Source organism: uncultured Virgibacillus sp., assembly GCF_947495635.1.
Classification (GTDB): domain Bacteria; phylum Bacillota; class Bacilli; order Bacillales; family Amphibacillaceae; genus Virgibacillus; species Virgibacillus salarius.
Map to the genome: position 1 here is coordinate 1 of NZ_CANMAB010000083.1, position 18,933 is coordinate 18,933.

The 18,933-nt window shown below is 35.9% G+C and carries 21 protein-coding genes; 13 read left to right on the top strand and 8 right to left on the bottom strand.

The genetic code is table 11. From position 1 onward, the window contains the following. Positions 1-730: 730 nt before the first annotated feature. Positions 731-1,456, top strand: coding sequence for a hypothetical protein (locus Q1A47_RS15595; protein ID WP_166530898.1), 726 nt, complete (start codon positions 731-733; stop codon positions 1,454-1,456). A gap of 483 nt (positions 1,457-1,939) precedes the next feature. Here the strand turns inward: Q1A47_RS15595 and Q1A47_RS15600 are convergent, their stop codons facing one another. Genes Q1A47_RS15600 through Q1A47_RS15610 form a run of 3 tightly spaced genes read right to left on the bottom strand, consistent with a single transcriptional unit; the run spans position 1,940 to position 4,322 of the window. Beyond that, positions 1,940-3,277 carry a nucleoside recognition domain-containing protein gene (locus tag Q1A47_RS15600; RefSeq protein ID WP_240455860.1) on the bottom strand — a complete coding sequence of 446 codons (1,338 nt, stop codon included), beginning with the start codon at positions 3,275-3,277 and terminating at the stop codon, positions 1,940-1,942. A gap of 52 nt (positions 3,278-3,329) precedes the next feature. Further along, positions 3,330-4,061 (bottom strand): FeoB small GTPase domain-containing protein, encoded by a 732-nt coding sequence (locus Q1A47_RS15605; protein WP_026682250.1) that lies wholly within the window; start codon positions 4,059-4,061, stop codon positions 3,330-3,332. Further along, a complete protein-coding gene (locus Q1A47_RS15610) occupies positions 4,062-4,322 on the bottom strand; it encodes a FeoA family protein (protein ID WP_026682249.1) in 261 nt (86 codons plus the stop codon). It abuts the gene before it with no gap. A 320-nt stretch (positions 4,323-4,642) separates the two neighbouring features. On the opposite strand from Q1A47_RS15610, the gene Q1A47_RS15615 reads away from it, so the two are divergent. Then, entirely contained in the window at positions 4,643-5,608 is a 966-nt protein-coding gene (locus Q1A47_RS15615) for a bile acid:sodium symporter family protein (RefSeq protein WP_026682248.1), read from the top strand. A gap of 74 nt (positions 5,609-5,682) precedes the next feature. Here the strand turns inward: Q1A47_RS15615 and Q1A47_RS15620 are convergent, their stop codons facing one another. After that, on the bottom strand, positions 5,683-6,102 hold the full coding sequence (locus Q1A47_RS15620) for an Hsp20/alpha crystallin family protein (protein WP_051388387.1): 420 nt from the start codon (positions 6,100-6,102) through the stop codon (positions 5,683-5,685). A 598-nt stretch (positions 6,103-6,700) separates the two neighbouring features. Here Q1A47_RS15620 and Q1A47_RS15625 point away from each other — a divergent pair. The 9 genes from Q1A47_RS15625 (at position 6,701) to Q1A47_RS15665 (ending at position 14,117) form a co-directional block, all read left to right on the top strand. Further along, complete coding sequence (locus Q1A47_RS15625; protein WP_026682247.1) at positions 6,701-7,861, top strand: hypothetical protein; 1,161 nt, start codon at positions 6,701-6,703, stop codon at positions 7,859-7,861. Positions 7,862-7,874: 13 nt separating this feature from the next. Beyond that, positions 7,875-9,140: an amidohydrolase family protein gene (locus tag Q1A47_RS15630; protein ID WP_166530899.1), complete on the top strand. Its 1,266-nt coding sequence runs from the start codon at positions 7,875-7,877 to the stop codon at positions 9,138-9,140. A 455-nt stretch (positions 9,141-9,595) separates the two neighbouring features. Beyond that, positions 9,596-10,075 (top strand): diaminobutyrate acetyltransferase, encoded by a 480-nt coding sequence (ectA, locus tag Q1A47_RS15635; protein WP_051388386.1) that lies wholly within the window; start codon positions 9,596-9,598, stop codon positions 10,073-10,075. Between the two features lie 42 nt (positions 10,076-10,117). Next, positions 10,118-11,362 carry a diaminobutyrate--2-oxoglutarate transaminase gene (gene ectB / locus Q1A47_RS15640; protein WP_026682244.1) on the top strand — a complete coding sequence of 415 codons (1,245 nt, stop codon included), beginning with the start codon at positions 10,118-10,120 and terminating at the stop codon, positions 11,360-11,362. 35 nt (positions 11,363-11,397) lie between these two features. Further along, complete coding sequence (locus Q1A47_RS15645; protein ID WP_026682243.1) at positions 11,398-11,784, top strand: ectoine synthase; 387 nt, start codon at positions 11,398-11,400, stop codon at positions 11,782-11,784. A 358-nt stretch (positions 11,785-12,142) separates the two neighbouring features. Beyond that, a complete protein-coding gene (locus Q1A47_RS15650; RefSeq protein WP_299632446.1) occupies positions 12,143-12,265 on the top strand; it encodes a hypothetical protein in 123 nt (40 codons plus the stop codon). A gap of 164 nt (positions 12,266-12,429) precedes the next feature. Then, on the top strand, positions 12,430-12,900 hold the full coding sequence (locus tag Q1A47_RS15655; RefSeq protein WP_026682242.1) for a GNAT family N-acetyltransferase: 471 nt from the start codon (positions 12,430-12,432) through the stop codon (positions 12,898-12,900). A gap of 54 nt (positions 12,901-12,954) precedes the next feature. After that, complete coding sequence (locus Q1A47_RS15660; RefSeq protein WP_026682241.1) at positions 12,955-13,425, top strand: GNAT family N-acetyltransferase; 471 nt, start codon at positions 12,955-12,957, stop codon at positions 13,423-13,425. Then, positions 13,422-14,117, top strand: a complete 696-nt coding sequence (locus Q1A47_RS15665; protein WP_026682240.1) for an HAD family hydrolase — start codon at positions 13,422-13,424, stop codon at positions 14,115-14,117. Before Q1A47_RS15660 ends, Q1A47_RS15665 begins: the two co-directional genes overlap by 4 nt. Positions 14,118-14,158: 41 nt before the next feature. Here the strand turns inward: Q1A47_RS15665 and Q1A47_RS15670 are convergent, their stop codons facing one another. Genes Q1A47_RS15670 through Q1A47_RS15680 form a run of 3 tightly spaced genes read right to left on the bottom strand, consistent with a single transcriptional unit; the run spans position 14,159 to position 15,410 of the window. Then, positions 14,159-14,509 carry a multidrug efflux SMR transporter gene (locus Q1A47_RS15670; protein WP_166530900.1) on the bottom strand — a complete coding sequence of 117 codons (351 nt, stop codon included), beginning with the start codon at positions 14,507-14,509 and terminating at the stop codon, positions 14,159-14,161. A gap of 22 nt (positions 14,510-14,531) precedes the next feature. Further along, positions 14,532-14,855: a multidrug efflux SMR transporter gene (locus tag Q1A47_RS15675; RefSeq protein ID WP_026682238.1), complete on the bottom strand. Its 324-nt coding sequence runs from the start codon at positions 14,853-14,855 to the stop codon at positions 14,532-14,534. Positions 14,856-14,870: 15 nt separating this feature from the next. Next, a complete protein-coding gene (locus tag Q1A47_RS15680; RefSeq protein WP_026682237.1) occupies positions 14,871-15,410 on the bottom strand; it encodes a TetR/AcrR family transcriptional regulator in 540 nt (179 codons plus the stop codon). 472 nt (positions 15,411-15,882) lie between these two features. Here Q1A47_RS15680 and Q1A47_RS15685 point away from each other — a divergent pair, with 472 nt between their 5' ends. Beyond that, positions 15,883-16,719 carry a metallophosphoesterase gene (locus Q1A47_RS15685; RefSeq protein WP_034679388.1) on the top strand — a complete coding sequence of 279 codons (837 nt, stop codon included), beginning with the start codon at positions 15,883-15,885 and terminating at the stop codon, positions 16,717-16,719. A 224-nt stretch (positions 16,720-16,943) separates the two neighbouring features. Here Q1A47_RS15685 and Q1A47_RS15690 read toward each other — a convergent pair whose 3' ends face one another. Next, entirely contained in the window at positions 16,944-17,696 is a 753-nt protein-coding gene (locus tag Q1A47_RS15690) for a DUF899 domain-containing protein (protein WP_226983503.1), read from the bottom strand. A gap of 208 nt (positions 17,697-17,904) precedes the next feature. Between Q1A47_RS15690 and Q1A47_RS15695 the strand changes: the two genes are divergently transcribed. After that, positions 17,905-18,780 (top strand): DUF819 domain-containing protein, encoded by an 876-nt coding sequence (locus Q1A47_RS15695; protein ID WP_166530901.1) that lies wholly within the window; start codon positions 17,905-17,907, stop codon positions 18,778-18,780. Positions 18,781-18,933 lie beyond the last annotated feature (153 nt).

Below are 18,933 nucleotides of genomic sequence, written 5' to 3' on the forward strand. Positions count from 1 at the left end.
TTCTCTTTGAATGATATAAAGTAAACGGGAGAAAAACGGAGTAATTCTGAGATAATTTTAATTTATAGAGGGAGGTGTCTCCAAAGACAAAACATGAAGGGTGAACGATAAAATTATCCTCCCAGATAAATTAACTGTAGTTGGCTATCATAAAGAATTAAAAAACATCATCCATTAGTAATGAGTCAATGGGCGATAAATGCTTTTGTTCCGAATATGCGCAGATGCACATACTCCGTCCTCAGTGAAGTTACCTAAATCAGGTGAGTGGCCAGTCTTCAATGCAGATGGTGAATTATTTAATTAGCTGGTTTATGAATTTAGCAAATAGTATTTTAGTGGATGCATATCTTTTGAGCAGAAATTAATTATGGACTAAATGGATTAAGAAGGTTGTAGCTTGAAAGGGAGTTGCTTTTCTTGCATACATAGAAAATTAAACATAGTAGATAATCATAGCCGTAAGACAAATAGCAACTTTGGCAAGAAACCTCATTTGGATCCCTCCATACATGTATTATCTATAGCTTTAATTCAAGTATAAAGCAGCATTTTTAAGTATGTATGAAATGATGGTAAACAATGTGTAAAAAATGGATGAAAAATACACGTATTCATGAACATTTATCCCACATATAACTGGCAGTAAAACCCTCACTGATTGAATTTTCACTTTCATTCATAATTTTTTCTGAGCTTGTATAAATATATCCTTAAGGAGAGGTTGTGAATGAAATTAGTAGTCATCGTAGGTGTTCTTGTTTTTATTGGTCTTTTATTTGGAGGTTTCTTAGCATCGATTATGAAAATTATTTTTAACAAACAGACTGCAAATCTCTATCTGTTTGCTTCTGGTATACTTATAGGAATTGTAGTTTTCATGTTAGTTCCTGAGGCTATGGGTCATTATAATCGTTTAGGATTAATAATTGGAATTCTAGGTGGCGTATCCTTTATGTTATTTCTTGAAACCAATGTATTAAAATCTGTTAATAGTGACCAGCTGAGACCACGGATGATTTTAAGTTCGTTTTTTTTAATCATAGGAATTGTATTTCATAATCTGCCAGTTGGACTGATGGTAGGTATGGAATTAGATAGTGCTACCTGGTTGTTAGATGGAACACTATTAGGGCCATTTGTGATTCACCAGATACCTGAAGGAATGGCTTTATTTGTGTCTTTTTTAGCTTGGACAGATACGCTTTCTCCCTTTCTGATTACTGCGTTTTCGTTAGCATCTTTTATGATTTTATTTATAGCAATAGGACATTTTGTAATGGATTTTACATTCAAAACAAAATCTGTTTGCATGGGAATCGCGATAGGCACACTAGGATATGCTAGCATTCATGGTATTCATTATCGCAGGGGCAGTTTTTCAACATCTTATATTCATCTCCTATTAGGGGTACTGTTTATTCTCATTTATACCGTTTTGATTAAAAGTCATTAATGGACATTGGAAAATAAACATACTATTAAATCAATATAGTAGTTTCTACCCGAAAGTTTGGTAATTGTCCCTAGATCATCCAAATTTCTGTTTCTTGTTAATTACTGATAGAAAAGGTTGTTTGCCTATTTAGTAACCGCAGTGTAAGATGGATCTAGCAGAAATGACACACAGTATGTCCCGAGTTGGTAAGTGCATTGATAACGGACCAATGGAATTGTTTTGGAGAACTCAGAAATGTGAGAAGTATTATCTACATAGGTAAGGAACGTTTAAAGAGCTTTCAAAAGCAATTGATGATTATATCGAATGATAGATATCAAGTAAATGAAACGGCCTTAGTCCCTGTTGATAGAGCTAAAGCCGCTTAAATCCATTTTTATTATTAATTATTTCCACTGTTTACTTGACAGGGCGCAGTTCAGATATTGCCCACTAATCTTCGTATGTGTTGAAAGAAACAATCAACAACCAAGGTTAAGCTTATACAAGCCCTAAACCTCTAACGATTTGTGCAATTGTAAACGTTACTGTAATAGCAATTGCGGTTGGCAGCGCAAAAGCAGCAAATGTCCATTTAGGACTTTTAGTTTCTTTCCATATATTTAACATTGTTGTACCACAAGGATAATGTAAAAGGGAAAATAGCATCATGTTTAATGCGGTTAACCAAGTCCATCCATGATCAAGGAAAATTTGCTTTAGATCATTAAGATTATCTACTTCAATCATAGAACCTGTTGAAAGGTATCCCATCAATAAAATTGGTAGGACAATTTCATTTGCAGGAAATCCGAGTATAAAAGCCATTAAAATAAATCCATCTAAACCAATGGCTTGTGCGAATGGATCGAAAAAGCCAGCAACATGCTCAAGTATACTTAAATCACCAATAAATATATTTGCTAAAATCCACGTAATAACTGAAGCTGGTGCCGCAACAATAACAGCCCGTTTTAAAACAAACCAAGATTTATCTAAAGTAGCTCGGACAATCGTGTTCCATATTTTGGGTTTACGGTATGGAGGCAGCTCCAATGTATAGTGGGAGGGAACGCCCCTTAGTAATGTTTTTGAAAGAGCCCATGATACAAATAGTGTCATGATTACACCGAATAATACAATTCCTACAACGACAGCAGCTGATATGAATGTATTCATTCCCCCAGAAAAGCCTGCAGCCATGAATAAACCTGCGAGCAATATTAATAATGGCCAGCGCCCATTACATGGAACAAAATTATTTGTTAAAATGGCCAGCATTCGCTCTCTTGGAGATTCGACAATACGTGAAGACATTACTGCAGCTGCGTTACAGCCAAACCCCATAGCCATCGTTAACGATTGTTTGCCATGTGCACCTGATTTTTTAAAAAAGCGATCTAAATTGAAGGCAACCCTTGGTAAATAACCAAAGTTCTCCAATAGGGCAAACATTGGAAAGAAGATTGCCATTGGTGGGAGCATTACACTAACCACCCATGATGTTCCACGATAAAATCCCTCTATTAGGATACCGTATAGCCAGTCTGGTGCTTGCAACCACTGAAATAATGCCGTTAACCAATCTTCCACAGTGGCAAAGGCTTCCGCAATGACGACACCAGGATAATTTGCACCAGCTATAGTTAAATAAATTACAACACCAAGCATAAGTAGCATAATCGGAAATCCGAAAGCCTTTGACGTGAGAATTTTGTCTAAATTTTCATCTAACCATGAGACTTTTTTATTCGAATATGCTACTGATTTGTTAGTTAGATCCTGAGAAGATGTATATATACGTGAAACAATGTGATCTCGTAAGTCATCTGATTGCATATTTTCTTGTTCATTAAAGAGATTATCTAACTGGTGTAGCTTCTGTTCAACATTATGCTCCATGACAACAATCCCCCTTTACTAATTGTTGCTGAGAATGGACGAAGTTAGGGTCTCGAATATAAGCTTTTAGTGCCTCAAGCAGTTGCTTATCTCCATCCAATAATCGAAGGGATAGCCATCTGGAAGGTAATAAGTCACCAAAAATAGCTTGTATTTTAGGCTGTAATTCATGTATTTTTTGTTCCACCTCGTCTGCGTACTGAACTTGAAACGGATGTGTCTGTATTTTGCCATCAATCATTTGGTCGATCGTTTTAAGTAATTGAATAATACCAATTTTTTCTCGGGCTGATATTAAAATAACCGGAATTCCCAATTGGCGAGATAGCTCTTCCTTATCTATGTGTATTCCTTTTCTTCTTGCTTCATCAATTAAATTGATGCAAAGAATAGCATTGCTTGTCATTTCAAAAACTTGTAATGCTAAATTTAGATTTCGGTCTAATGAAGTTGCATCTACGACAACTAAGGTTATATCTGGCTTTTCAAAAATAATAAAATCTCTTGCGACTTCTTCATCCGCAGAGTTGGAATAAAGGGAATAGGTTCCAGGTAAATCAATAACCTGATAGATATGATTATCCGTTTTAAGTTCTCCTTCCGCACGTACGACTGTTTTACCTGGCCAATTTCCAGTGTGCTGTTTCAATCCAGTTAATAAATTGAACAATGTACTTTTTCCGGTATTCGGGTTACCTGCTAAGGCAATCGTGTGACTCATTTATATCACCTCGCGATTCATTTTTTTTGCATAAATAAGTGAGCTTTCTTCTTTACGCAAAGCGATTGTTGTATGAAACACTTTAAACGCTACAGGGTCACCTAATGGACTTTTTTGTACTACTTCTATAGTCACTCCAGGTACAAAACCTAAATCTAGTAGTCTTCTTCGCATTACATTTTTTAGTTTAATAGATGTAATCTGTAGTTGATCTCCAACTTGATATTGGTAAATTGGCTTACCCTCTATCAATTTTGTCATCTCCTTTTGGTCGTTGTATAAACAGTTGGATTAGGGCAACTTATGAGTACATATAGGTATAAATATGTACGTTAACTTAGAATGTGCCTGTTTTTCTTCATTGAATATATTATGATTATAAACCAAAATTTTTACCGTGTACAACAATGGATCTTGAAAAACATATTTCTGCTTGGCTAATTAGCTTTGGTACTATACTCCTGTTTTTGTCACTTCAGCAATATGTGTAATAGGTCTTAAAAGGGCAGATTAGTACTAGACTTTATTATCAGATTTTTGTTATTATATTGAAATATTATTTAAATAAGGGGGGAGTCCACTTGAAGCTATTAGAAAAAATTAGTACAGTTGCAGGCAACACATTTGCCATCTGGGTTATTCTATTTGGGACTCTAAGTTTTATATTTCCAAGTGGTTTTTCTTGGATAGTTTCATTCATTCCGCTACTTCTAGGAATCATCATGTTTGGTATGGGGTTAACACTTTCCACGGCTGATTTTAAAGGTGTCGTTCAAGCACCAAAAAGTGTCATGCTTGCAGTATTAGCACAATATACCATCATGCCTTTATTGGCTTATGGCTTGGCCATCCTTTTTCAACTTCCATCAGAAGTAGCAGTCGGTGTTATTTTAGTTGGTTGCTGCCCAGGTGGCACAGCATCCAATGTTATGACGTTTCTAGCAAAAGGTAACACCGCACTATCTGTTTCCGTAACAGCAGTATCTACAGTGCTTGCCCCAGTTTTAACTCCAACAATGACTTGGCTATTGGCAAGTGAATGGCTGCCGATTTCGGCTGGTAGTATGTTTTTGACCATTGTAAAGATCGTTTTAATACCAATTATTCTAGGCATTGTTATTCGTATGGTATTTCGAAGACGAGTTGAACAAAGCATAAAAGTTTTACCGCTCGTTTCAGTTATTGGCATTGTTGCAGTTGCAGGTGCTGTTGTATCTGTGAATACAGAAAATATTACTTCATCAGCATTTACTGTCTTTTCAGTTGTAATTTTGCATAATGGATTAGGATTACTACTTGGATTTCTGCTAGCAAAAGTTGTAAAACTTGATATCAAAGATCAAAAGGCGGTGGCAATTGAAGTGGGTATGCAAAATTCTGGACTTGGTTCAACATTGGCACTTGCTTATTTTTCACCGATCGCGGCGGTTCCGAGTGCCTTGTTTAGTGTTTGGCATAATATTTCGGGACCTATTCTAGCAACCATTTGGGCAAAGCAAAGTGAAAATATTGATCCACCACAAGATAATGAAGAAAAATTAGCATAAATATGAAAGGAGAATGTCCTTACATTCAAAACACCATCTTAACAAAATGTTATGTTAAAATGGTGTTTTTTCTGTCAGTCATTAATATCAATGAATCGTCTACTTGAATTCTTCTTAGGAATGGTTATTTGTAATATTCCATTGTTTAAGTCAGCCTTTGTTTCTTTTTCCGATATGGTGAATGGAATCGTAATTGTTCGTTCCGCACGTTGGCCGCGGTAGCTTCTTTCCTGCTCATTGGATGAAAATTCTTCCACTGCAATACGTAATTGATTTCCGATAATCTCTAATTGGATTTGGTCACGTTTATATCCAGGTAATTCTGCTTCAACAATTACATTTGACTTTGTTTCATAGGTATGGACGTTTAAAGGGCGTTTTACCAATGAATTGAAATTCTTTGCAGATTCATTAAAGAATGCATCCATTTGCTCCATTAAGCCATGAAAGGGATTCCGTTCAACTCGCTTTAAACGATTATCGTTATTATCCACAAATAATCACCTCTTTGCTTAAATCTACACTAATAACCTATGCTTTAATGGAATAATAGTAGTGGGCGCAAGTGTAATTAGAAGCGCTATTAATAAGATAGGATAAAAATTTTAAAAACAAAGAATGATAACCAACTAGAAATAACGGTTCGTGCAACGAAGCTGCTCCTGAAAGATACTTTACTTTTCCTCTGCTGGCTTGTTAGCAGCCTTATGCTAATGTACAGAGGGTTTTATGTTTTCCGTCCGAAACCTTTTCTTCCGTAATCGTTTATCTACGCATCTGAAGATAAAGAGTACGTTGTCCGTCTTTTAAGTAGAGCGTTTTTAGATATAAACGCCACATAAATTTCTATATTCCTTGAAAATCAAAAAAAATTTTGTCGAAATTCGTCGTATATGAGCGGGAATTGAAATCATGTATCGATAATAAAGGAACCGTTTTCTTTGCTGATAAATCAATAATTGGGCTAGTTAATTCGAAAAAATTAATTAACTTATACTATTAAAACTGTAATAAATTGTCTGAAAAAACAGTATAGACAAAAATTTAAGCTGGTGATATAGTAATAAAAATTCATTTTGAGGAGGGGTTCTCTTGTTAAGTAATCCACTTATTGCTACTGCACTTATTTTTGCGTTAATTGCCCTAGGAGAATGGCTCTCCATTATTTCTAGAGCTCGGATTCCCATGCTCCTAACAGCCATGGTTGGATTCCTAGTTTGTGTCTGGACAGGAATATTTCCTGAAGACATTTTAGAAAAATCACAATTTGCTGCTTTAGGAGCTATTTTAGTAGGACCAGCTATTTTGCATATGGGGACGATGATCCCACTATCTTTGTTAAGAAGCCAAGTAAAAGCTGTATTGATTGCACTTGGTGGAGTTATTGTATCAGGAATTATTATTCTTGTTATTGTTTCGCTCATGTTTGATTATGGCACGGCTGTTGCTGGAGTTGGACCTCTAAGCGGTGGAATTATTGCTCTCCTCATTACTTCTGAAGAACTTGCATCGATTGGAAGATCAAGCTTAGTTGTTATTCCTGCTTTAATCGTAGCTTTTCAAGGTTTGTTCGGGATGCCTCTTGCACTAAATTTTATGCGCAAGTATGCAGTGAAAATACAAAACCAACTGGATAATGGAACCTTTGTGCCTATGGCAAATGAAGTTGCTGCAACCAAAGAGAAAACAAAAGCTAGTCCACTAAGAGAAAGCGCGGTTCTTAAGTTATTTTATATATTTATCGGTGCAGCTATTGGTACTACGTTAGGTGAAGTAACTCCTATTCATGCTACATTATGGTGTTTGGCGATTGGAATTGCAGGACTTAAAATTGGGATTTTTGAAACGAAGACATTAGAAAAAGCAAATTCATTCACCATTACGATGATTGCGATTGTCTTTGTAGTAATTGGTACAATGGCAGATGTAACACCACAAGAAGTACTAGCCAATTTACCAAGCATTCTATTAATTCTAATTTTGGGAACATTTGGTATTGCGCTGGGTGGGTTTATTGTTTCTAAGCTAGTCAAATGGGATCCATTAAAAGGAATGCCAGTAGCATTAACTGCATTGTTTGGCTTTCCAGGTGACTATCTCCTATGTGAAGAAGTTAGTCGAAGTGCTGCACGAAATGAAGAAGAAGAGAAAATTATCTTTAATGAATTACTAGCTCCAATGCTTATTGGCGGATTCACTACTGTTACTGTTGCATCTGTTGTTATTGCTGGGTTTTTGGTTCAAACACTATAAGGAGGAAGATTAAATGAGTAAAATAATTATTGAAAATGGCTCTGTAATTGACGGTACAGGAAAAGAACCATTAAAAAATTCAATTGTGGTTATTGAAGATCAGAAAATCACCTATGTAGGTAAACAAGAAGGGTATGCGAAATCCGGAGAAGAAGCTGTAATAGATGCTCAAGGAGGCACTATTTTACCTGGATTAATTGATTCTCATGTGCATATGATGATGGAATTTTCGCCAATTGCTGATAGGCTTGCAATACCATTCTCATTTATGTATTATCAAGCAGCTAAGTATTTAAAGACTACGTTACATGCAGGTATTACTTCAGTTCGGGACGCATTGGGGACTGATCTAGGAGTGAAAAAGGCCATTGAAGAAGGGCTTATTTCTGGACCAAGATTACAATTAAGTATTAACGCTTTAACAATTACTGGTGGACATGGAGATGGTTATACAGTTTCCGGAAATGTAGTTGATCTTTTACCTTCTAATTATCCTGGAATGCCAAGTGGAAAGTGTGATGGGGTAGAAGAGGTTCGTAAAAAGACAAGAGAAATGCTACGTGCAGGAGCTGAAGTTATTAAAGTTCATGCAACTGGTGGAGTATTGAGTGCCACAGATCACCCAGAATTTACTCAATTCTCATTAAATGAACTTAAAGCGATCGTAGAGGAAGGACGTTTTCGGAAAAACGTAAAAGTTATGGCACATGCACAAGGTGCTGAAGGGATTAAAAATGCTGTTAAAGCAGGAATTCATTCCATTGAGCATGGAATATTTTTAGATGATGAAGCCATTGAAATGATGCTTGAAAATGGTACGTTTTTAGTACCAACCTTGCTTGCGCCAGTTGCCGTTCTGGAAACAGCAAAGGAAACAGGCATGCCTGATACAGCCGTGCAAAAATCGAAAGAGGTAATTGAACAGCATAAAGCAAGTATTGCTAAAGCACATCAAGCTGGTGTGAAAATAGCAATGGGTACGGATGCTGGCGTAATGAAGCATGGGACGAATCTTCGAGAATTAGGGCTTATGGTAGACGTTGGAATGAGCCCTATGGAAGCTATTGTTGCTTCGACGAAAACGGCTGCTGAATGTTTAGGATGGGAAGAAAAAGTAGGAACAATTGAAACAGGAAAGTTAGCAGATGTTATTGTTGTAAAGGGGAATCCATTGGAGGATATTTACTCGCTTGCAACGAATGAAACTGTACAAGTTGTTATTAAAAATGGGGAGATAGAGAAAAATATGCTAATAAAAGAAACGATAGCGTCGAATTAGTATTTAATAGAAGTGCTATTGCCTTAATAAATAGGGTTATGGTACTTCTTTTATTTAATATTAAAAAGCGGAAATAATTGAATGCTTGTAACATACCAATATGGTCGAGGATTCTTAATGATATATCTGCTAAATGGGCTCATTCCTATATTTTAGACGCTTTTTGGCGAAATTGAAGTTTTTTTGGAATTGCAACTAATTGAATTGGTATAACCATCGTATTTTTTAGAATTTTTGGGCGCTATTCTTAAAGGATTGCCCTTTATTTAACTGTCACCGTAACTCAGCAAGTTTAATCAAGCTATATAAGGTTTAAAGGCTTTTGACGCTTCCCCCTAATTATTTATAAGCTTATATAGTAGATTATTTACCAAAGTCTGGGAGGTGGAAGCATCCAAAGAACCATTAGCACGATTACAAAAACACGTGAAATTGATCAGGAACTTGAGTTTCGTATGCCTACAAAAGATGATGGGGCAGCTGTGTGGGAACTAATCCATGAAATTGGTAACCTTGACCTTAACTCTTCTTATAGCTATATCCTATGGTGTGATATGTTCTCAGAATCATCCATTGTTGTGAAAAGTGAAGGGGAAACGGTCGGATTCATTTCTGGGTTTATTCATCCGAATAAACCGAATACATTATTCATCTGGCAGGTTGCTGTTCGAGAAACTCAACGGGGTAAAGGGTTAGGAACGAAAATGTTGATGAAGTTGTTAGAGCGGGAACAATTATCAGATATTCGATTTATTGAAGCAACGGTATCGCCATCCAATTTACCTTCTCAGTATTTATTTTTAGGTTTAGCAAAAAAGCTAGACACAGAATGTGTGGTTGGAAATTATTATTTATCAATTGATTTTCCACGAACAGGACATGAAGATGAGCAACTGTATAAGATTGGCCCTTTTCAAAAGGGAAATAATGAATAAAAGGATGATTTGGTGACTACAGCAGTATTAAATAATGAAAAAATGAAAACCTTTGAAGAATTGGAATCATCGGTTAGAAGCTATAGCAGAGGCTGGCCAACAATTTTTACAAAGGCTAAAGGATATAAACTATGGGATATAGATGGAAAAGAGTATATTGACTTTTTTGCTGGTGCTGGTGCATTAAATTATGGTCATAACAATGATGTTATGCAGCAAAAGCTGATTGAATATATTCAAAATGACGGAATCATTCATAGTTTGGATATGGGCACAACTCCTAGAAAGAACTTTCTAGATCAGTTCAACGACGTTATACTTAAACCTCGTCAACTAGACTATAAAATAATGTTTCCGGGACCAACTGGAACGAATACTGTAGAAAGCGCCTTGAAAATAGCTAGAAAGGTAACGGGGCGCGACACGGTTATTAGTTTTACAAATGCATTTCATGGAATGACAATAGGTTCATTATCCGTGACTGGTAACTCATTTAAACGTCATGGTGCAGGAATACCTCTTCACCATAGTGTTTCTATGCCATTTGACGAATATGTAGAGGATCAGGACTCAATTGCTTACTTAGAGCGGTTCCTCGAGGATAGTGGAAGCGGTGTAGCATTACCTGCAGCAATTATCTTGGAAACTGTACAAGGAGAAGGCGGAATCAATGCGGCTAGCATGGAATGGCTAAAGAAAATCGAATCTATCTGTAAGCGTTGGGATATTCTGTTAATTATTGATGATGTTCAAGCTGGATGTGGTAGGACTGGTACATTCTTTAGTTTTGAACCTGCAGGAATTAAACCTGATATTATTTGTCTCTCTAAATCAATAGGGGGTATTGGTCTACCTATGGCTATTACATTAATTAAACCAGAATTTGATCAGTGGGGACCAGGTGAGCATAACGGGACATTCCGTGGGAATAATTTAGCGTTTATTGCAGCTACGGAAGCTTTAACAAATTGGGAAACAGATGCCTTTAGCAACTCTATTCAGCAAAAGGCTAATCTTATTCGCGAACGTATAGAATCTATTATTAATAAATTCTCCACGTTACAAGGTGAGGCACGAGGTCGTGGGTTTATGCAAGGTATTGCGATACAAGAAGCAGATCTTGCCAATAAGATTTGTGCGGAGGCATTTAATCGCGGATTAATTGTTGAGACATCTGGACCAAATGATGAGGTTGTAAAATTCCTTCCTCCTTTAATAATTGAAGAAGAAGGGATAAATAGTGGTTTTGATATTCTTGAAGAAGCTATTAAACAAGTATTGAAGTAAACATTTTATATAAGATAGAAAAGAGGAGATTATTCATGATCGTAAAATCACTTGAAGATATTATTGGAACAGAAGATGAAACATCTGGGGAAAATTGGTCAAGCCGTCGATTTATTTATAAAAAAGATGGTGTAGGTTTTAGCATGAATGATACCATTATTAAAGCGGGTACCAACAACTTCTTCTGGTACAAAAACCATATTGAACTTGTCTATTGTATCGAAGGAGAAGGTGAGATTGAAAAATTAGAAACTGGTGAAGTATATCAATTAAAACCAGGAACTATGTACCTTTTAGATGAACATGATAAGCATGAGCTTCGTGCCCGTACACAAATGCGTATGGTATGTGTATTTAACCCACCATTAGTTGGTAGCGAAACGCATACAAAAGAAGGATATTATCCTCTATTAACAGAATAACTAAATGAAATAAATGTACTTCACCCCAAAAGTGAGAGTGAAATCTTTCTTTTGGGGTGTTTCTTTATGGCTAAATATAGTGATCCATTTAAGTTAATAGTAGTAAGAGCATATTAAGGGGTTATTTAGGATATGACATGTTGGCTAAGAAGCATGGATTGACAAGCAGTTCCCGCGTAAACGGTGGGTTGAAGAATTGTATAAGAAATTTGGGAGGGAAGGATTAATAAGGCAACGGGAATAGCAAGTTTATTCTGTTCCATTTACACTGGATGTATGAAGCTTTATGAAGAGAACAGATTCTTCATAAACGGAGACAGTCATTTAATTTGGAGCTACAACCTCCAATAATTAATTCATGGAAAAAACTGTTAGTGAAGGTGATAATGAGGCCTTGGGAAACTCGAAAGGACGACCACCTATGACTGATAAAGCTAAGAAAAAAGGCAATAAACAAACAAATGAAAAAGAAATGGCATAGGAACAAAAATTGGAACCACAGAACGAACTTCTTCGCCTAGAGGTAGAATTACAATCCATTAATTTAAACGAAGTGAAAAAGCTTCAGAACGTATGATATAATTAAAATTCAGAATAATATGAAGTGGGATGTGGAATTAGTTATAAAAGAAGGGGGTTGATTTAATGAATATTCGGTCTATCGAAGGATCCGATTACTATCGTATTTCACCTATCATAAATGAATGGTGGGGTGGGAGACAGATGGCAGATATGGTACCAAAATTGTTCTTTGAGCACTTTAATAATAGTAGCTTTATAGTTGAAGAAAACGGAGAAATCATTGGTTTCTTAATAGGCTTCGTATCTCAATCCCAGACAAACACGGCTTATATTCATTTTATTGGTGTACACCCAAATCACCGAAATATGCAAATCGGAAAACGATTATACCACACGTTTTTTCAGGTTATGAAACGGTTTAACGTTGAAGTAATACGCTGTGTCACTTCGCCAAAGAATAGAAACTCAATAGCATTTCATACCCATATGGGTTTTGATATTGTTAAGGGAGATAACGTTGTAGATGGTATATCTATTCACACGCAATATGATGGGATAAACCATGATCGAGTTTTGTTTAGGAAGCAAATATAATTTAACTTCAAGTTTAATTATAGAAAAAGATACAACACGATTGGAGAATCCGATATGCATTACTTTTTTAAACCAATGACGCAGGAACAGGCTGAAATTATTGCTTACGAGTGGCATTACGATGGAGAGTATCGCTTCTATAATATGGAAGAAGATCAAGAAGATTTACAAGAATTCCTTAATCCTGAACGACGTCAAGGTTCTCATTTTATTGTACATGATGAAAAGAATGAATTAGTAGGATTTTTTACCTATCATTGTGGGGATCATAAAGTAGAAATCGGGCTTGGGATGAAGCCAGAATTAACGGGGATTGGTTTAGGGCTAAATTTTTTGCAAGCGGGTATTCAGTTTGCAGAGAAAAAGTATATTTGTCAGCGTTTAACGTTATCGGTAGCTAGTTTTAACCAGCGAGCTATAAAAGTGTATAAAAAAGCCGGATTTCAGACTGTGGAATCCTTTACGCAGCATACGAATGGATCTAATTATGAATTTATCAAAATGATGAGGAGTAAGGGAAAATGATAGAAGCTGTTATTTTTGATTTGGATGGAACGTTACTTCATAGAGAAGCTTCTATAAAACGGTTTGTCACGAATCAATATGAACGCTTCTATCCTTATTTCAGTCATATACCTAAAAAATGCTATGTCAATCGATTTATAACATTGGATAAAAGGGGACATGTATGGAAAGACAAAGTATATCAACAAATGGTTAAGGAATTTAATGTGACTGGCATAACACCTAAACAGTTATTAACTGATTATTTGGTTCAATTCAAAACTAACTGCATCCTTTTTCCTGAAGTTTTAAAATTGCTGGAAGCACTGCAAGAACGATCATTAAAACTTGGCATAATTACAAATGGACAAGGACCGTTCCAAATGGATGTCATTCGTAAAACAGGGATCTTTCCGTTTATGGATGAGGTTTTGGTATCTGAATACGAGGGAATAAAAAAGCCAGACTTAGAGATTTTTAGAAGCGCTTTAGATCGGTTACAAGTTGCCGCAGCAAGAAGTATATTTGTAGGTGATCATCCCCAAAATGATGTCCATCCTGCTAAAAAGTCGGGGATGATAAGTATTTGGAAAAGAGATGCATATTGGGGAAGTGCTAATGCGGATTTTATCATTGATGATATGATGGAATTACTTCCTATAATCGAAGACGAATCATTTCATATTGGGATGTGTAAAGAGCTTTCGTGCTAATTGTATATCGTTTATGATGTGGATATCCATCTATCTAATCATTAGCTTGATGGATGCAAAACTTTATCCTCTTGATTATTTGGCATATTTAGTAAGACAACTCCTCCAATAATGAAAATCAATCCAACCACGGTCAAGAAGCTAAATGGTTCATTCCAAATTAGTATTCCTATTAATGCAGTCAATGCCGTTCCAATTCCAGCCCAAATAGCATATGCCAAGCTTAGGGCTACTGTTTTTAAACAAATAGAGAGGAAATAAAATGCTGAAGCAAAGGAAACTACGACACCAAAAGATGGTAAAGGATTAGAAAAACCATCGGGTATTTTAAGCATTGTTGTACCACATACTTCACTTATAATTGAGATGGCTAACATGACATATCCTTTCATAAGAAAAACCTCCAATCTACTATTATACTCCGCTCGATAATTTTAGAGAAATAACGCCACCAATAATAAAAACTAAGCCGATTATTTTTTTAAAATTAAATTTTTCTTTATAAACAAGAACTCCAATGAGTGCAGTCAATGCAGTCCCTGCACCAGACCATACTGCATATGCAGTACTAAGTGGTATAGCAGTAAGCGTGAGCGATAGTCCATAAAACGCTATCCCCATTCCAAATATAACTCCTAAGGAAGGGAGGAGCCTTTTGAATCCGTTGGACTGCTTCAACATAGAATTTCCAAACACTTCACCTAAAACAGCAATGATTAAAATTACAAATGGATTGATCATTAGGGGCACCTCCTATGTTGTCATTTGAATTAATTTTTCAATGACCTTCTCACGTAAATTCTCATCTAATGGAGCCATGTCAAGCATTTCCGAATAATAAATACCATCAATGGCAAGTCGGATAATACTAGCAGTAACGGGATCTAGATTGTCTTGCTCAACTTTATTTTGCATATAACGATATCCCTTGCTAAGTCCTTCTGAAATATCAGGATTTAGCATGGATGCTGCCATGATTCCAATATTTAGTTTCGCGTTATTATCCAAGTCCCATTTAGATGCTTCAATTAAAGCTCGTGTCCACTTTCCTTTTTCATTAGGATCGTTTTCTGCATGTTTATTAAATGAGTTGGTAAATTGCTCAAATATATGATCAGATAAACCTTTTAATAAAGCATCTTTATTTGGGAAATGATATAGTAAACCGCCTTTGCTAATTCCAGCATGATTAGCAACAGCGTCCAAGGTTAACGAATTAAAATCATTCTCAAGAATAAACGCTGTACCAGATGTTAATATATGTTCTCGTTTCTTCTCAGCTTTCGTATTCATTACCATTCCTCCAATTAACCAACATAAAAAAGACCAACCGGACGGCTTTTTTTAAAAATTGTAACAACTAGGTGGTTTTTTGTCAAATGAGTATACAAGAGCAGCGAATATCACTGTTTCATGTAAGGAGAATTGTAGAAGGAGAACTGTAAAATAGAGAAGGGTTATGAAGTAGGTAAATCATTGTTTTTTTGTAGTCTAGGGAAATTATAAAATTTGCCAATGTTAATAAATATCGTTTGAGCCGCGTCCAGCTCCAGTGCCCTATGATAAGTCATCATCGGTTCACAAGCTCACCGTGATTCCTTTATCTCTGTAGACTTGCTCCAGTCGCTACGTTTCTAATCGGGCGCTTGCGCTTTTGTGCAACGATGAAAATTACAACCTACTAGGAATGCTATGTTATATCCATATATTACAAGTGAACAAACGATGATCACCCTTTATAATAGAGTACAGGGGTGATTTCTACATGTATATAAGTATTGGAATTATAGCATTATTGAGTTATTTTATATATATAGGCTATAGAAATACGCATTCTGTGGTTGTTAATCAAATTGATATAGAAAAAGATATAGAAACAAGTAAAGGGAAAGTACTAAAAATATTGCATATCTCAGACTTGCATATTGAAAATATATCGATAACTCCACAAAATATAATGCAACAATTAGACTCTCAATCGCTAGATTTAATTGCGTTAACAGGAGATTTCTTAGATCGTAAGAAAAGTATTCCCAAGCTTATACCTTATTTAGAGGAATTGAGTAAATTAAATCCTAAGTATGGTGCTTATGCGGTTTTTGGTAATCATGATTATGTGTTAAAGGATAGAGACTTTCAGCAATTAAAAGATATACTGAATCAGTATGGATTCAAAACGCTTCAGAATGAAAATGCGGTAATTACAGTAGATAGTGAGGCTGTTAATGTTATTGGCATTGATAATTTTAGTACAAATCATAGTAATCTAGTTAAATCGTTTGCAGGTTTGCAACAAGGAAGTAATCTTGTGTTAACACATGATCCAAATGTAGTTTTAGAAATGGACAAGTATCATTTTGATTATCTGCTTTCAGGCCATTTTCATGGCGGGCAAATTCATTGGCCAAAACCTTACCACCTTCGGAAAATGGGGAAACTGGTCAAGTTGAATATGGTTAAAGGACTTCATAAATTAGAAGGTCGTCCTTTTTATATTAGTGAAGGGCTTGGTCAAACAGGAATTAATATTCGAGTTGGAAGTCGTCCGGAAATTACCATTCATCATTTGCGCATAGGTAATCGGATCAAAGAAGTCATTTAGCCAGTGTTGGAAGTACAGCGTTGCGAAAATACTTCGCTGTCTCGCTATATAGGGGTTATTAAAACCAAACAACTAATTTAGAATTAGCCAAAGCACAACTAACATTTAAAAAGTTGGTACCGATCCCCAGAAGTTAGATTTTTTACTCTAACTTCTGAGGGTCGGTATCTTATTGTTCTGCTTTATTTTACTGAAAATTATTGATCTCAATCTCTTGATCTATGTCAAGACAAGGAGTCTGTGTATTTGTCATGATGTTTCCACCATTCATATCTTGGGGTTTTCCTGACCCAAGTAGGTGAGTTTTCCCAATCCTCTTGTCTGCCCATCGGGGTGATATCAAGATAGCTCCAATTACTACCTAAGTATTCAACACCACGTGCTCCTGTTGAATACGTATGATAAACCTTGTTGTTATCTTGTAAGAATACGCTGTATCCGTGCGTTTCTTCTCCTTGCTTCGTAGTTGCTCCAAAGTCATAATTGAAGTCACTGTTAAAGGAAGAGTACCATGGCAAGGTCCATTCCATTCGCTTTTTAAAGGGATGTATTTTTTCCATAGGAGCTCTAGAAATTAAGACCAACGTCGTGTCACGTGCACGTAAATGAGCTTGGTGTCCAATGTTATCTACCATCATAGAACAGCCATCGCAGCCTTCAACCCAACTGGGGTCAAACATGAAGTGATAAACAATAAGCTGTTTTTTTCCGGCGAATAAATCAAGAAGGCTATATTGCTCCTTTAATCCGTTAAATGTATAGTTTTTTGTTATTTCTACCATAGGTAAGTGACGACGTTCTGCATTTAATTTATCGCGCTCTCGAGTATGTTCCTTTTCCTTCTTTAAAAAGGCCTGATGTGCTTTATTCCAATCTTCTTTTGTTACAATCATCGCTTGATTTACATGAGTTTTGCGAAGCTGTTCATTATCAGCTGTATTATTTTTGCTACAGCAATGCTTCATTGATTCTGACATAAATAATCATTCCTTTCTCAAGTATATTCTTTCGGTAAGCAAAGAATAGCATATAGAAGAAGGAAGGGTTTCTCTTTTATTGCTATATGATCTACATAAAAGGAGTTATTTCCTCTTGACAATAATTAGAAAATTCTATATTATAATTAGTATTTTTATGATAGACGAACTAGGGGTATTAACTATCAACAATTAAAGGGGGGTTGGCATGATTACATCAATTATAAGTTCAGAAGATACATGGTTGTTATGGGCCTTTATGGCAGGTTGGGCTGCTGTAAGCATATGCTTAGAACAAAAATATAAGTGGGCCTCCAAGGTGACGGGTGCTATTATCGCTCTTGTTGGTGCGATGGTTCTCGTAAATATAAATGTGATTCCAAGTCAAGCACCTGCTTACGATGCTGTTTGGTCATATGTTGTCCCACTTGCTATTCCGCTGTTATTATTCCAGGCAAATCTTAAGAAAATATGGAATGAAAGCGGCAGAATGTTATTGCTGTTTCTTATTAGTTCAATAGGTACTGTAATCGGGGGCTTTGTTGCTTATATGTCTATGCATCAATGGATTCCAAATGCTACAAAGATTACAGGATTAGAAACAGGTTCCTATACAGGTGGAGGCGTGAACTTTGCTGCTTTGTCAGCTAAGCTTGAGGTACCAGGGGAATTGGCTTCTTCTGCTATAGTGGCTGATAATATTCTTATGGCGCTTTACTTTTTTACTCTAATTATGCTGCCAGCAATAACATTCATTCGTAACAGGTTCCATACACCTTACCTCGATGAATTGGAAAAAAACAATAATGATTCTCAAGAGAATGGGGTTCGTACCTATTGGAAACGAAAAGAAGTTTCATTAAAAGATATTGCTTTTGCTATTGGTATAGCATTTGCACTAGTAGCAATCTCGTTTAAACTTGCTGAAGTTATTGACCAATGGATTCCATCAGGAGAAGGTGTTGGTTTCTTTTACAATGTATTAAATGGTTTATTCGGCGATGGTTATTTAATGCTAACGAGTATTACCGTTTTTGTCGTCACTGTCTTCCATCGTTTCTTTGAAAATATTCATGGTGCTTAAGAAATAGGTACGTATTTGAATCAATTTCATAATTGCTGTTTTTAAAAATGCATAGAGTTGTTCCTTGATGATTTTTAAGTTTTTTTAATAAAGATCAATTTTATTTATGCAGCTTTTAGCGTCTTATGTTTCATTTCTAGTCTAATCCGATCC

Excerpts from the sequence above, each read along its gene's own strand:
- Q1A47_RS15645 (WP_026682243.1), top strand. The coding sequence starts at position 11,398 with ATGATCGTAAAATCACTTGAAGATATTATTGGAACAGAAGATGAAACA.
- Q1A47_RS15600 (WP_240455860.1), bottom strand. The coding sequence starts at position 3,277 with ATGCAATCAGATGACTTACGAGATCACATTGTTTCACGTATATATACA.
- Q1A47_RS15665 (WP_026682240.1), top strand. The coding sequence starts at position 13,422 with ATGATAGAAGCTGTTATTTTTGATTTGGATGGAACGTTACTTCATAGA.
- ectA (WP_051388386.1), top strand. The coding sequence starts at position 9,596 with ATGCCTACAAAAGATGATGGGGCAGCTGTGTGGGAACTAATCCATGAA.
- Q1A47_RS15595 (WP_166530898.1), top strand. The coding sequence starts at position 731 with ATGAAATTAGTAGTCATCGTAGGTGTTCTTGTTTTTATTGGTCTTTTA.
- Q1A47_RS15610 (WP_026682249.1), bottom strand. The coding sequence starts at position 4,322 with ATGACAAAATTGATAGAGGGTAAGCCAATTTACCAATATCAAGTTGGA.
- Q1A47_RS15605 (WP_026682250.1), bottom strand. The coding sequence starts at position 4,061 with ATGAGTCACACGATTGCCTTAGCAGGTAACCCGAATACCGGAAAAAGT.
- Q1A47_RS15695 (WP_166530901.1), top strand. The coding sequence starts at position 17,905 with ATGATTACATCAATTATAAGTTCAGAAGATACATGGTTGTTATGGGCC.
- Q1A47_RS15650 (WP_299632446.1), top strand. The coding sequence starts at position 12,143 with ATGGAAAAAACTGTTAGTGAAGGTGATAATGAGGCCTTGGGAAACTCG.
- Q1A47_RS15680 (WP_026682237.1), bottom strand. The coding sequence starts at position 15,410 with ATGAATACGAAAGCTGAGAAGAAACGAGAACATATATTAACATCTGGT.
- Q1A47_RS15660 (WP_026682241.1), top strand. The coding sequence starts at position 12,955 with ATGCATTACTTTTTTAAACCAATGACGCAGGAACAGGCTGAAATTATT.
- Q1A47_RS15630 (WP_166530899.1), top strand. The coding sequence starts at position 7,875 with ATGAGTAAAATAATTATTGAAAATGGCTCTGTAATTGACGGTACAGGA.
- Q1A47_RS15670 (WP_166530900.1), bottom strand. The coding sequence starts at position 14,509 with ATGAAAGGATATGTCATGTTAGCCATCTCAATTATAAGTGAAGTATGT.
- Q1A47_RS15685 (WP_034679388.1), top strand. The coding sequence starts at position 15,883 with ATGTATATAAGTATTGGAATTATAGCATTATTGAGTTATTTTATATAT.
- Q1A47_RS15690 (WP_226983503.1), bottom strand. The coding sequence starts at position 17,696 with ATGTCAGAATCAATGAAGCATTGCTGTAGCAAAAATAATACAGCTGAT.
- ectB (WP_026682244.1), top strand. The coding sequence starts at position 10,118 with ATGAAAACCTTTGAAGAATTGGAATCATCGGTTAGAAGCTATAGCAGA.
- Q1A47_RS15655 (WP_026682242.1), top strand. The coding sequence starts at position 12,430 with ATGAATATTCGGTCTATCGAAGGATCCGATTACTATCGTATTTCACCT.